The organism is Glutamicibacter sp. NPDC087831 (assembly GCF_044742845.1).
In the GTDB taxonomy this organism is placed as follows: Bacteria; Actinomycetota; Actinomycetes; order Actinomycetales; family Micrococcaceae; genus Glutamicibacter.
In genome coordinates, this window is the sequence record NZ_JBIUVH010000001.1 from 265997 (window position 1) to 279740 (window position 13744).

General features: G+C 59.4%; 14 protein-coding genes. All 14 read left to right on the plus strand.

Going from position 1 to position 13744, the window contains the following annotated elements; translation table 11 throughout:
• Positions 1–306 precede the first annotated feature (306 nt).
• The 14 genes from rpsL (at position 307) to rplP (ending at position 13743) form a co-directional block, all read left to right on the plus strand.
• A complete protein-coding gene (rpsL, locus tag ACIOJF_RS01280; RefSeq protein WP_013349694.1) occupies positions 307–681 on the plus strand; it encodes a 30S ribosomal protein S12 in 375 nt (124 codons plus the stop codon).
• Positions 681–1151, plus strand: a complete 471-nt coding sequence (gene rpsG, locus ACIOJF_RS01285) for a 30S ribosomal protein S7 (protein ID WP_096256908.1) — start codon at positions 681–683, stop codon at positions 1149–1151. Before rpsL ends, rpsG begins: the two co-directional genes overlap by 1 nt.
• 69 nt (positions 1152–1220) lie before the next feature.
• The gene (fusA, locus tag ACIOJF_RS01290; RefSeq protein WP_105657667.1) at positions 1221–3335 is read left to right on the plus strand and encodes an elongation factor G; all 2115 of its coding nucleotides are present in this window, start codon (positions 1221–1223) and stop codon (positions 3333–3335) included.
• Between the two features lie 242 nt (positions 3336–3577).
• Positions 3578–4768, plus strand: coding sequence for an elongation factor Tu (gene tuf, locus ACIOJF_RS01295; protein WP_105657666.1), 1191 nt, complete (start codon positions 3578–3580; stop codon positions 4766–4768).
• A gap of 154 nt (positions 4769–4922) precedes the next feature.
• Entirely contained in the window at positions 4923–8669 is a 3747-nt protein-coding gene (locus ACIOJF_RS01300; protein ID WP_402741109.1) for a hypothetical protein, read from the plus strand.
• Between the two features lie 398 nt (positions 8670–9067).
• A complete protein-coding gene (gene rpsJ / locus ACIOJF_RS01305; protein WP_013349689.1) occupies positions 9068–9376 on the plus strand; it encodes a 30S ribosomal protein S10 in 309 nt (102 codons plus the stop codon).
• Between the two features lie 20 nt (positions 9377–9396).
• Positions 9397–10047, plus strand: coding sequence for a 50S ribosomal protein L3 (gene rplC, locus ACIOJF_RS01310; RefSeq protein ID WP_013349688.1), 651 nt, complete (start codon positions 9397–9399; stop codon positions 10045–10047).
• A 4-nt stretch (positions 10048–10051) separates the two neighbouring features.
• Positions 10052–10654, plus strand: a complete 603-nt coding sequence (gene rplD, locus ACIOJF_RS01315; RefSeq protein ID WP_105657664.1) for a 50S ribosomal protein L4 — start codon at positions 10052–10054, stop codon at positions 10652–10654.
• The gene (gene rplW, locus ACIOJF_RS01320) at positions 10651–10953 is read left to right on the plus strand and encodes a 50S ribosomal protein L23 (RefSeq protein ID WP_013349686.1); all 303 of its coding nucleotides are present in this window, start codon (positions 10651–10653) and stop codon (positions 10951–10953) included. Before rplD ends, rplW begins: the two co-directional genes overlap by 4 nt.
• A gap of 31 nt (positions 10954–10984) precedes the next feature.
• The gene (rplB, locus tag ACIOJF_RS01325) at positions 10985–11824 is read left to right on the plus strand and encodes a 50S ribosomal protein L2 (RefSeq protein WP_105657663.1); all 840 of its coding nucleotides are present in this window, start codon (positions 10985–10987) and stop codon (positions 11822–11824) included.
• A 12-nt stretch (positions 11825–11836) separates the two neighbouring features.
• Positions 11837–12118 carry a 30S ribosomal protein S19 gene (gene rpsS / locus ACIOJF_RS01330; RefSeq protein WP_013349684.1) on the plus strand — a complete coding sequence of 94 codons (282 nt, stop codon included), beginning with the start codon at positions 11837–11839 and terminating at the stop codon, positions 12116–12118.
• Positions 12119–12177: 59 nt separating this feature from the next.
• Positions 12178–12543, plus strand: coding sequence for a 50S ribosomal protein L22 (gene rplV / locus ACIOJF_RS01335; protein ID WP_013349683.1), 366 nt, complete (start codon positions 12178–12180; stop codon positions 12541–12543).
• Positions 12544–13326: a 30S ribosomal protein S3 gene (gene rpsC / locus ACIOJF_RS01340; RefSeq protein ID WP_013349682.1), complete on the plus strand. Its 783-nt coding sequence runs from the start codon at positions 12544–12546 to the stop codon at positions 13324–13326.
• Positions 13327–13743 carry a 50S ribosomal protein L16 gene (rplP, locus tag ACIOJF_RS01345; RefSeq protein WP_105657662.1) on the plus strand — a complete coding sequence of 139 codons (417 nt, stop codon included), beginning with the start codon at positions 13327–13329 and terminating at the stop codon, positions 13741–13743.
• Position 13744 lies beyond the last annotated feature (1 nt).

Sequence of the window (13744 nt, forward strand, 5' to 3'; positions counted from 1 at the left end):
CCCAAACCGTCTCGATGGCGGCGGGGGCCAAGAGTGGCCTGGTCGGTGAGATAGCTTACTGTACATGGTGGCTCGGTGGATTAATGCTAGACTGAGATCAATTGTTTTATGTGTGGCAAAATGGACTCCGTCCGGGTTGCGGGTAGGTTGCGCAACGAATGCCACACTTTCGCACGCCTAGGGACTTTTGATTCTGAGTGCGCGGTAAAGCAAGCAGCTAGCTACATTGCGAAGCGCTAAAACTTTTCTAGGCTTAGGCGTTTTCGTCGTGTTGCCGAAGAACTTAGACAATGGAAGGACACGAAAGTGCCTACTATTCAGCAGCTGGTCCGCAAGGGCCGCTCGCCTAAGGTCGTCAAGACCAAGGCCCCTGCCCTTAAGGGCAACCCAATGCGCCGTGGCGTGTGCACCCGTGTGTACACCACCACCCCGAAGAAGCCAAACTCGGCTCTGCGTAAGGTCGCACGTGTGCGCCTTGCCGGTGGCGTCGAAGTGACCGCTTACATTCCAGGTGTCGGACACAATCTGCAGGAACACTCCATCGTGCTCGTTCGCGGTGGTCGTGTAAAGGACCTTCCAGGTGTTCGCTACAAGATTGTTCGTGGTGCTCTGGATACCCAGGGTGTGAAGGATCGTAAGCAGGCTCGTTCCCGCTACGGTGCAAAGAAGGATGGTAAGTAATGCCTCGTAAGGGTCCGGCGCCAAAGCGCCCACTAGTTTCTGATCCAGTCTTCGAATCCCCATTGGTCACCCAGCTGATCAACAAGGTTCTCGTAGACGGCAAGAAGTCCACTGCAGAGCGCATTGTTTACGGTGCACTCGAAGGTGCCGCAGCAAAGTCCGGCGCCGACGCTGTTTCGACCCTCAAGAAGGCTATGGACAACATCCGTCCAGCCCTCGAGGTTCGTTCCCGCCGCGTCGGTGGCGCTACCTACCAGGTTCCTGTTGAGGTCAAGCCAGGCCGTGCAACCGCACTGGCTCTGCGCTGGCTGGTTGGCTACTCGAAGGCTCGCCGCGAGAAGACCATGATCGAGCGTTTGATGAACGAGATCCTGGACGCATCGAACGGTCTGGGTGCCGCTGTGAAGCGTCGCGAAGACACTCACAAGATGGCCGAGTCCAACAAGGCCTTCGCACACTACCGCTGGTAAGAACCGCTCGGAAAAGCTGGGCATCAACCGATGCCCAGCAATTCCGGCCTCACCTTATAGGGAGACAACGTGGCACAGGACGTGCTTACTGACCTTAACAAGGTCCGCAATATCGGCATCATGGCTCACATCGATGCCGGTAAGACCACTACTACTGAGCGCATCCTTTTCTACACGGGTGTGAACCACAAGCTCGGTGAAACCCACGACGGTGCTTCGACCACCGACTGGATGGAACAGGAAAAAGAGCGCGGTATCACCATTACCTCCGCTGCTGTTACCTGCTTCTGGAACAAGAACCAGATCAACATCATCGACACCCCGGGCCACGTTGACTTCACCGTTGAGGTGGAGCGCTCGCTGCGCGTGCTCGATGGCGCCGTTGCCGTCTTCGATGGCAAGGAAGGCGTTGAGCCTCAGTCCGAGACCGTTTGGCGCCAGGCTGACAAGTACGACGTTCCACGTATCTGCTTCGTCAACAAGATGGACAAGCTGGGCGCTGACTTCTACTTCACCGTAGATACCATCATCCAGCGCCTTGGTGCCAAGCCGCTGGTTATGCAGCTGCCAATCGGCTCCGAGTCCGAGTTCACCGGTGTCGTTGACCTGCTGTCCATGAAAGCATTCGTTTGGGAAGGCGACTCCAAGGGTGACGTCACCATGGGCGCTGCTTACGAAACCCGCGAAATCCCTGCCGACTTGGTTGAGCGTGCTGAAGAGTACCGCGCCAAGCTGGTTGAAGATGTCGCTGAGGCATCCGAAGAGCTCATGGAGAAGTACCTCGAAGGTGAAGAAATCTCCGTTGAGGAACTCAAGGCTGGCATCCGCAAGCTGACCGTGAACTCGGAAGCTTACCCAGTATTCTGTGGTTCGGCCTTCAAGAACCGCGGCGTTCAGCCAATGCTGGATGCAGTCATCGACTTCCTGCCGAACCCACTGGACGTTGGCGCCACCATCGGTCACGATCCGAAGGACGAAGAAGTTGAGCTGACCCGCGAGCCTTCGGAGGACGCACCGTTCTCGGCACTTGCGTTCAAGATCGCCGCTCACCCGTTCTTCGGCCAGTTGAACTTCATCCGCGTTTACTCCGGCAAGGCAGAGTCCGGCGCACAGCTGCTGAACTCCACCAAGGGCAAGAAGGAACGCGTAGGCAAGCTCTTCCAGATGCACTCCAACAAGGAGAATCCGGTAGACGAGATCCACGCAGGTCACATCTACGCTGTGATCGGCCTGAAGGCCACCACCACCGGTGACACCCTATGTGATCCAGCCCACCCAATCGTTCTCGAATCGATGAGCTTCCCGGATCCCGTGATCTCTGTGGCCATTGAACCAAAGACCAAGGGTGACCAGGAAAAGCTGTCGACCGCTATCCAGAAGCTGTCGGCGGAAGATCCAACCTTCACCGTGTCCCTGAACGAAGACACCGGCCAGACCGTCATTGGCGGTATGGGCGAGCTTCACCTGGACATTCTGGTTGACCGCATGAAGCGCGAATTCCGTGTGGAAGCAAACGTTGGCAAGCCACAGGTTGCATACCGCGAAACCATCAAGAAGGCTGTGGAGAAGGTTGACTTCACCCACAAGAAGCAGACCGGTGGTTCGGGTCAGTTCGCAAAGGTCCAGGTCTCGTTCGAGCCTCTAGAAGTTGTTGACGGCGTCACCTACGAGTTCAAGAACGCCGTGACCGGTGGTCGTGTTCCTCGTGAGTACATCCCATCCGTTGACGCTGGTATCCAGGACGCAATGCAGTACGGTATCCTCGCAGGCTACCCACTGGTCGGTGTCAAGGCTACCCTCATCGATGGTGCTTACCACGATGTTGACTCCTCGGAAATGGCCTTCAAGATCGCTGGTTCGCAGGTATTCAAGGAAGGCGCACGCCGCGCTAACCCTGTTTTGCTTGAACCGCTGATGGCTGTTGAAGTCCGTACCCCGGAAGAGTACATGGGCGACGTTATCGGCGACCTGAACTCCCGTCGTGGTTCGATCAGCGAGATGTCCGACGCTGCTGGCGTCAAGGTCATCCGCGCTGGTGTGCCACTGTCGGAAATGTTCGGTTACATTGGTGACCTGCGTTCGAAGACCCAGGGTCGCGCAGTTTACTCGATGACCTTCGACAGCTACTCTGAGGTCCCGAAGGCAGTTGCCGACGAGATCATCCAGAAGTCCCGCGGCGAGTAATCGTCTCGGTATAAAAACCTGGCCGTGACCCCCTTAGCGGGGAAGTGGCCGATCGCGGGCCGGTTCTGTTGAAAAACGGAGCCGGCACCGCAAACGGCCAACGAGGGATTTGCATCACAATGCAGGCCCCGCAGAGGACCGGAATTTCCTAAATTATCCAAGCCCCCAGTAGACTATTTCTAGTTCGTTTGCGAACCGCGCAGACGAAGAATGTCTTCTGTAAATGTTTCTAGGAGGAACTTGTGGCAAAGGCAAAGTTCGAGCGCAACAAGCCGCACGTCAACATTGGTACCATCGGTCACGTTGACCACGGTAAGACCACTCTGACCGCGGCAATCTCCAAGGTTCTGGCTGACAAGTACCCAGACCTGAACGAACAGCGCGACTTCGCTAACATCGACTCGGCACCGGAAGAGCGCCAGCGCGGTATTACCATCAACATCTCGCACATCGAGTACCAGACCGAGAAGCGCCACTACGCACACGTAGACGCTCCAGGTCACGCTGACTATGTCAAGAACATGATCACCGGTGCTGCTCAGATGGACGGCGCAATCCTCGTTGTTGCCGCTACCGATGGCCCGATGGCTCAGACCCGCGAGCACGTTCTGCTGGCCCGCCAGGTTGGTGTTCCAACCCTGATGGTTGCACTGAACAAGTCGGACATGGTTGATGACGAAGAGCTGCTCGAGCTCGTGGAGATGGAAGTTCGCGAACTTCTGTCCTCGCAGGGCTTCGATGGCGATGACGCTCCAGTGATCCGCGTTTCGGGCCTGAAGGCTCTGGAAGGCGACGCAAAGTGGGTTGCAGCTATCGAGGAACTGATGGATGCAGCTGACAGCTTCATTCCAGACCCAGTTCGCGACCGCGACAAGCCATTCCTGATGCCAATTGAAGACGTCTTCACCATCACCGGCCGCGGTACCGTTGTTACCGGTCGCGCCGAGCGTGGCACCCTGGCTATCAACTCGGAAGTTGAGATTGTTGGCATCCGCCCAATCCAGAAGACTACCGTTACCGGTATCGAGATGTTCCACAAGCAGCTCGACGAAGCATGGGCTGGCGAGAACTGTGGTCTGCTGCTTCGCGGTCTGAAGCGCGACGATGTTGAGCGTGGCCAGGTCATCGTAGCCCCAGGCTCGATCACCCCACACACCAACTTCGAAGCTAACGTCTACATCCTGTCGAAGGACGAAGGCGGACGTCACAACCCGTTCTACTCGAACTACCGTCCGCAGTTCTACTTCCGCACCACCGACGTAACCGGCGTTATCACCCTCCCAGAGGGCACCGAAATGGTTATGCCTGGCGACAACACCGAAATGTCGGTTGAGCTGATCCAGCCAATCGCCATGGAAGAGGGCCTCGGCTTCGCAATTCGCGAAGGCGGCCGCACCGTTGGTTCGGGCAAGGTAACCACCATCACCAAGTAGTCTCTACTTGATGAGGTAGTTCCCTAGTGAACTGAAAAGAATCCCCCAGCACTTTTGTGCTGGGGGATTTTTTTCGTTAAATACGAGCCCCAGCTAGTGAATATATCTAGAAGGTGGTCTAATTGGAGGGCGCGACAATTCGCTAAGTGGGGGAGTGGCATCAATGATGGGCTGGATCATCGTTTCTATCATCTTGGTCCTATTGGCCTTCGGCCTCGGCCGGCGCCAGGGGAGTCGGGATAAATCACAAAGCCAGCAGCAGCTTGATGCGCTGGGCGAAGCGTGGCAGCAAGGCTACGACGAGGCAGTGAAGTACCTGGGGCAACCCGGGCCGCCGGGTGCCTCGGCACCGGCTGCTGCCCAAGCGCCGGGGGTCCCCGCACAGCCGCTCGAAGCGCAGCCTGCAAGCCGCAAAGATGCAGCGCCGGCCGCATCGATGGCACCTTCCAGCCAGCCATACCTCCAGCCAGCGGCGGCCGGTGCTGCCCGCGCGTACCGCGCGCCGCTCCCCACGGCCACCCTCCAGCCTGCTGCACCGGTTAAGCCAATCAAGGTGCTCACCAAACGCGAGCGCGAACTGCGCAACATCAACATCACGCTGTACGTCGCGGCCCTGATGATCGTTGCCGCCGGCGCACTCTTCCTGAGCTTCGCGCTTCCGCCACTGTCAAAGCTCATCGCCTTATTCCTGCTGTCTGCCGCTTTCTACGGCGGAGGCCTGGTCACCTTCGCAGTGAAACCGTCCTTGCGTCCGGCAGGAGCCGCCTTTGCCGGCACCGGGCTGGCTTTGTTGCCGCTGTGCGCCATCGCTACCTACAGCACGGTGAACATATCCGGCCCGGCGACCTGGCTGGTTTTCTCAGCCATCGGCACATTAGCCGTGGGCTACGCAACACTGACGTTCAAGTCCCGTGTTCTGGCGTGGGTTGCCGTGCTGATTCTGGTCAGCACCGCCATGGCCGGCGCGGCCGCGATGCAGCGTGGCGTCCTGTACTACATGCTGATCCTGCTGGTGCTCTCTATTGCGCTGATGCTCTTGGCGGTACGCAGCGAAAGGATCCGCCACTCAATCTTCTTCCGGGCCCTGCACGGCACCGCGCAGCTGCTGCCTGCGTTTGTCTTTGCGTTGTCGGTGATCCTCTTGGAGATGCTCGCCAGCCGGGATTTGTTCTGGATCTTCGCGTTGCTCACCGCCCAGTTGCTGCTCAGTGTCAGGCTGTTGCCCAACCTGCGGCTGCTGCGCACCTACGCTGCCCGCGCTGCTTTCATGGCGATGCTCGTGGCCGGCTGCAACTACCTCGGTTTCTCCGCAACGAGCAGCTGGCTGGTGCTCGCCTTCGCCTTCGGGCTCCAAGCCGTAGCGGTATTGCTCTGCTCCACCGGCTACCAGCAGAGGCTGGGATTGGCGCGCAGGCACCTGCAAAGTGAACGTGCGGTGCTGTGGTGCTTAGCGGTGGCTTCGGTGATCGGCGCGTTTCTCTACGCGCAGGGCTTCGAGACCTTCGTGCTCAGCTACATCGCGGTTCCGATCTTCATGGCGCTGGGCATTCCCGGCTTGCTGCGCAGCGCCAAGCTGGAAGTTGGAGTCATCGCGGTTCTTCCCCTGGTGGCGCTGGTAGATATGCAGAACCACAGTTGGCGCCCGCTGGTGGTATTCGCCCTGGCCCTGCTCGGGCTTTCGCTGGCTCAGCGCAACGCCCGGAACCTGCGCAGGGAAATGACGCTCCATGCGCGCTGGGTCGTTACCCTGGTTGGCGCAGGCGTGCTTGGTGCTGCGCTTGATGAGCTCACGGCTGGGGACTATGGAAATCCTGACGGCTCATCCCCGTTGATTGCGGTGCTCTTCGTGCTGTTCATCTTGTGGGCGGCGAATCTGGCGAGCCGTGCCGTGCTGGATTCCGGCATGGCGCAGGGGCACCGGCTGGGACGGGTGGGCGCTTCGGCTTTGCTTGGCGTGGTGCTGCTCTTCAGCCTGCGCCTGCTGACAACCGCTGGCGACTATTCCTACGCCAGCGAAAGCACCGTGGTGTTCCTGGGTATCGGCGGCCTGGCGTGGTTCATCACTGGCCTTGTGCTCGCAGTTGGCCTGGTCATTGCCTCGGGTTGGCGGCTTCGCGATGTTCCTGCACAGCGCCCCGAGCTGGAACAGCCGATCAATGTCATTGCGGCCTGCCTGCTGATCGGGCTTTATGCGCTCAGCTTCGGCAAGGAGATCTGGCCGCTGGCAATCCTCATCGGGGCGGCAACCTTGGGCTATTTCATCTGGAGCTTGCGCCGCAGCACCAATGCGCGGTGGAAGATCCTCTATGCAGCGTTGGCCCAAATGCTCTTCAGTTCCATGGTGTGGTGGATTGCCTACAGCATGGAATTCGACATCCACGGCCGGTTCTGCCTGCTGCTGGTTTCGATAGCCGTCCCGCAGCTGCTCCGCTTGCTGGCTAGCATCCGCGACGGCAAAGCACTGCGCCGGGAATTGCGCTGGATGGCAGTGGGACTGCTGGCTGGCATTCCAGTGGCGACGCTGGCCTACGGGCAGTTCGCGGGCGGCATGGATCGGGGAACGATCCTCTTGGCCTGCTTATTCTTCGGGCTGCACGGGCTGGCCGCGTTCAAGGCCGAGACCAGCTTGACGGTGGCCAAGCGACAGCTCTATCTATTTGCCCCGATCCTGGCACTGATCCTGCTGATCAGCATTCCGGCACTGGCCATGGAAGATGCGACCGGATGGGTCCGCTCTACGTGGTGGAGTTCCCAGGTTGCTTGCGCCATGCTGCTGGCCCTGAGCCTGGCGGCACTCGTGCTTGAATGGCGGTTGCGCGCCAACAAGTCGTACTCGATAGCCCTGGGCCTGGCCATCTTCCTTCCGGCGGCGTGGGCCGCCGCGTGGCAGGCGGGGTCGTGGTGGGCAGTGGGTGCGCACCTGCTGCTGGCCCTCGGCTTCATCCTGCTGGTGCACACGCGAAAGAGCGCCTGGTACGCGGCCGGAGCCGCCATCATGCTGTGCGTCGCTATCCTGCGTGCAGTCTTCGAGGTGCGGCAAGCCGGTGGGGCAGTGGTGCTAGCACCGATGGATGCCGCATGGGCGCTGGTTGGCGCGGGCCTCGCGCTGTACCTGCTGGCAATCTTCCACGGGCGAATGAAGGACCCAATTCCCGGCTATCCGGAATTCGGCTACCTCCATGCCGATCCGCCCGGCAGCGCCTCGCGCTTGTACTTCGCGGCAATGCTCCTGGCCCTGTTGCTGGCCGGTGGCATCGCCCATCTGGATGGCGGTGCGATTTGGCAGGTGGCCGGCGGAGCGCTGCTGGTCTTCGGCGTTACGGTGCTGGTGCGGCTCTTTGAACTTCCGCGGCGGCTGGTGCCCTACGCGGTGGACGGCTTCATCCTCGTGGGAGCGCTGCTGGCGCTGGGCAGCTATGCCCAGATCCTTGGCACACCGCGGGCCAGCAACCTGGCGGCCTACGCCTGCATTGTTGCAGTAGTGCTGGTCGCGTGGCGCAATATCAGGGCCAACGCGCGATTGGAGAGGACATACCTGCTGGCCGCCTCGGTGGCCGGCAGCCTGGCCTTGCTCGCCGCACTGGTCCAATCCAATGGTGTTGCGCAGGCGATCGGCCTGGTCTTCTTCGGTGGATTGGTGGCCTGGGGCTTGAAGCTGGGGGAGCGGCTGTTCATTTGGTGGGGTGCGGCGGCTATCACCTTGTCCGTCTTGTGGTTCCTGCGCGATTTGGCATTCCTCTGGCTGGTGGTCATTGGCTTGGGGCTGATTGCGGCCGCGGTCTTCAAGCTGGTGAAGGTCGACAAGCAGAATTCGCTGCCGGTGAGGCCGCAAAACCCTGTTGATCCACCGATCCCCGCGGGGCAGGAGCCGTCCGGGCAGGACGGGCCGCGCCAGGTGTGAGGTCAAGATCACGGGCGCGGATAGGCATAAAAGATTTGCGCGATCGTTGCCGACCTGTCAGACTAGATAAGTTGCTTCAATGCAACCCGGTCCCCATTTATGGGGTAACCGGTCTGGTTTGAACGACCGGGATCGACTCTCACGCAGGATAATGCCTGGGGTTCGGGATCGATACGACTGCTTCAAACTATAAGGCCCTTCGATAAAGTGAAAACTTTGTGGGAGTGTTGTGACTGAAAATTTCACGACACGCCCGAGCGCGGGGGTCGGAGCCTCCTGCGGGTGAGGAACCCGGATCTGATCCGGATTCAGCCGCAGAGCAAGGCGTGCCGGTCTGCAAGGACCCGTATATAGGCACAGAAACTTTAGATAGTGCTAACAGAAAGAGGCATGACGCCATGGCGGGACAGAAAATCCGCATCCGGCTGAAGTCGTATGACCACGAGGTCATTGACGTTTCGGCCCGGAAGATCGTTGAGACGGTCACGCGCGCAGGCGCAACCGTAGTCGGCCCAGTGCCGCTGCCAACGGAGAAGAACGTGTACTGCGTTATCCGTTCGCCACACAAGTACAAGGACAGCCGTGAGCACTTCGAAATGCGCACGCACAAGCGTCTGATCGACATCGTCGATCCGACCCCGAAGGCTGTTGATTCGCTGATGCGTCTCGACCTGCCAGCGGATGTCAACATCGAAATCAAGCTTTAAGGGGAGGTGGCGAGAAAACTATGACCGCAACCCGTAATTTCAAGGGCCTGCTGGGCACGAAGCTCGGCATGACCCAGGTTTGGGATTCGAACAACAACCTGATCCCTGTCACCGTCGTGCAGGCTGATAGCAACGTTGTCACCAAGCTCATCAACGAAGAGCGCGATGGCTACACCGCAGTTCAGATCGGCTACGGCCAGATCGATCCTCGCAAGGTCACCAAGCCACTGGCTGGTCACTTCGAGGCTGCTGGCGTCACCCCACGTCGCCACTTGGTAGAACTGCGCACTGCAGACGCTGCCGAGTACACCGCAGGCCAGGAACTTTCCGTAGAGGTCTTCGAAGCCGGCCAGAAGGTCGACGTCGTAGGCACCTCGAAGGGTAAGGGCTTCGCCGGCGTTATGAAGCGTCACAACTTCCACGGTGTTGGCGCATCGCACGGTGCTCACAAGAACCACCGTAAGCCAGGTTCCATCGGCGGCGCATCGACCCCAGGTCGCGTTTTCCGTGGACAGAAGATGGCTGGTCGCATGGGTGCTGAGCGTGTTACCACTCAGAACCTGACCATTCACGCTATCGACGCTGAGAAGAACCTCCTGCTGATCAAGGGTGCCGTTCCAGGCGCCCGCGGCCGCGTCGTTCTCGTACGCAACGCCGTGAAGGGAGCATAAGTAAATGACTAAGGCACTTAACGTCGAACTGCCTGCAGAGATCTTCGACGTACAGACCAACGTCCCGCTGCTGCACCAGGTTGTCGTTGCACAGCTTGCTGCTGCCCGCCAGGGTACCCACAAGACCAAGGACCGCTCCGAGGTTTCGGGTGCAGGTCGCAAGCCGTTCAAGCAGAAGGGTACCGGCCGCGCCCGTCAGGGTTCGATCCGTGCTCCGCACATGACCGGCGGTGGCATTGTCCACGGTCCAACCCCACGTGATTACTCGCAGCGTACCCCGAAGAAGATGAAGGCTGCTGCACTGCGCGGCGCCCTGTCTGATCGCGCACGCTTCGATCGCGTTCACGTGATTGAGAACTTGGTTGCTGGCGAAACGCCTTCGACCAAGGATGCTCTGGCTACCTTGCGTTCGCTCACCGAGCGCAAGAACCTGCTTGTCGTCATCGATCGCGCCAACGATGTTGCAGCCCTTTCGGTTCGCAACCTCGTCAATGTGCACGTTCTGTACGTCGACCAGCTGAACACCTACGATGTTCTGGTTTCGGATGACGTAGTCTTCACCAAGGCTGCCTTCGATGCCCTGGTCCAGAAGGAGGAAGCCAAGTGAGCGCGTTCTCAAAGGCTCCACACGACGTGGTCATCGCACCTGTCGTATCGGAAAAGAGCTACGGTCTGATCGATCAAGGTCAGTACACCTTCGAGGTGGCACCAAGCTCCAACAAGTCGGAAATCAAGTACGCCGTTGAAGCGATCTTCAACGTCAAGGTTGACTCCGTAAACACCATCAACCGAGCTGGTAAGCGCAAGCGCACCCGCTTCGGGTGGGGATCGCGCAAGAGCACCAAGCGCGCCATCATCACCTTGAAGGACGGCTCGATTGACATCTTCGGCGGTCCGCTTTCCTAAGCGGAGACCACTTTAACGAGGAATATTAATAATGGGAATTCGTAAGTACAAGCCGACTACCCCGGGCCTTCGCGGCTCGTCGGTAGCCGACTTCGCAGAAATCACCCGATCGACTCCGGAAAAGTCGTTGGTTCGTCCCCTGACCAAGTCAGGCGGCCGTAACAACACCGGTAAGATCACCACCCGTCACAAGGGTGGCGGACACAAGCGCGCCTACCGTGTTATCGACTTCCGTCGTCACGACAAGGACGGCGTTCCGGCAAAGGTCGCTCACATCGAGTACGACCCGAACCGTACCGCTCGTATCGCACTGCTCCACTACGTGGACGGCACCAAGCGCTACATCATCGCACCGAACAACCTCAAGCAGGGTGACCCAATTGAGGCCGGCGCAAGCGCCGACATCAAGCCAGGCAACAACCTGCCACTGCGTAACATCCCGGTTGGTACCGTGATTCACGCTGTTGAGCTTCGCCCAGGCGGCGGCGCTAAGATGGCTCGTTCCGCTGGTGCATCGATCCAGCTGGTAGCCCGTGAGGGCCGCTACGCCCAGCTGCGTTTGCCTTCGGGTGAAATCCGCAACGTTGATGTGCGCTGCCGCGCAACCATCGGCGAAGTTGGCAACGCTGAGCAGATCAACATCAACTGGGGCAAGGCCGGCCGTATGCGCTGGAAGGGCGTACGCCCAACCGTTCGCGGTGTTGTCATGAACCCAGTTGACCACCCACATGGTGGCGGTGAGGGCAAGACCTCCGGTGGTCGTCACCCGGTCAACCCTAACGGTAAGCGTGAGGGACGCACCCGTCGTCCAAACAAGGAAAGCGACAAGCTCATTGTGCGTCGCCGCAAGACCGGCAAGAACAAGCGATAGGAGCCTGGAAACATGCCACGCAGCCTGAAGAAAGGCCCCTTCGTCGATCAGCACCTGTTCCTAAAGGTCGTTGCTGAAAACGATAAGGGCACCAAGAACGTCATCAAGACGTGGTCCCGCCGTTCGATGATCATCCCGGACATGCTGGGACACACCATCGCCGTACACGACGGTCGCAAGCACATTCCTGTGTTCGTAACCGAATCGATGGTTGGACACAAGCTCGGAGAGTTTGCCCCAACCCGTACGTTCCGTGGCCACGTGAAGGACGACAAGAAGGGCAAGCGCCGCTAGGCCCCGCAAGGGTACTAGTATCGCTTAGCACTTCTTCGATAGACGAGAGAAGGATAGCAATGGAAGCCAAGGCAATTGCGCGTCACATCCGCGTAACGCCTATGAAGGCCCGGCGCGTCGTCAACCTTGTTCGTGGTCTGCAGACCAACGAAGCACTGGCCATCTTGAAGTTTGCCCCACAGGCAGCTTCGGAGCCGGTATACAAGGTTGTCGCATCGGCAGTGGCTAACGCCCGTGCCGCCGCGGACCGCGCAGGTGAAGCATTCAATGAGGACGAGCTGTTTATCAGCGAAGCGTTTGTTGACGAAGGTCCGACCATGAAGCGGTTCCAGCCGCGTGCACAGGGTCGCGCATTCCAGATCAAGAAGCGCACCAGCCACGTGACTGTGGTTGTTTCAACCACGCAGAAGGGTGGGGAGAACTAAATGGGACAGAAGATTAACCCGAACGGTTTCCGTCTCGGCATCACCACCGATCACGTTTCCCACTGGTTCGCTGATTCCAGCAAGCCAGGCCAGCGTTACGCTGACTACGTGAAGGAAGATGTCCAGATCCGCGCCCTGCTGTCTAACGGCATGGATCGCGCTGGCATCGCCCGCGTCGAGATCGAGCGTACCCGTGACCGCGTACGTGTGGATATCCACACTGCACGTCCAGGTATCGTCATTGGTCGTCGCGGCGCAGAAGCTGACCGTATTCGTGGCGAGCTGGAAAAGCTCACCAAGAAGCAGGTTCAGCTGAACATCCTCGAGGTCAAGAACCCTGACATGGAGGCCATGCTGGTCGCCCAGGGCATCGCCGAGCAGCTTGCTTCACGCGTGGCTTTCCGCCGTGCGATGAAGAAGGCAATGCAGTCGGCAATGCGCGCTGGTGCCAAGGGCATCCGCGTTCAGTGCTCCGGTCGACTTGGCGGCGCAGAAATGTCCCGCAAGGAGTTCTACCGCGAAGGCCGTGTGCCACTGCACACCCTGCGCGCGAACATCGACTTCGGCAAGTTCGAAGCCAAGACCACCTTCGGCCGTATCGGCGTGAAGGTCTGGATCTACAAGGGTGACGTAACCGCCAAGGAACTGGCTGCACAGCAAGCTGCTGCTCCAGCTCGTGGCGGCCGCGGTGGCGGCAACGACCGTCCACGTGGCGGCGAACGCCGTCGTCGTAACGATCGCAAGGGCGCTGCAGCTCCGGCTGCGGAAGGAGGACAGGCTTAAATGCTTATCCCACGTCGTGTGAAGTTCCGCAAGCAGCACCACCCAAAGCGTTCGGGTGCTGCCAAGGGCGGTACCACCGTTGCTTTCGGTGAGTACGGCATCCAGGCGTTGACCCCGGCTTACGTGACTAACCGTCAGATCGAAGCCGCTCGTATCGCCATGACCCGTTACATCAAGCGTGGCGGTAAGGTCTGGATCAACATCTACCCAGACCGTCCGCTTACCAAGAAGCCTGCCGAAACCCGCATGGGTTCCGGTAAGGGTTCGCCGGAGTGGTGGGTCGCCAACGTAAAGCCAGGACGAGTCATGTTTGAACTCGGTGGCGTCAGTGAAGAGGTAGCTAAAGAGGCATTGCGTCTTGCAATCCACAAGCTGCCAATGAAGGCACGCATCGTGCGTCGTGAAGGTGGTGAATAGG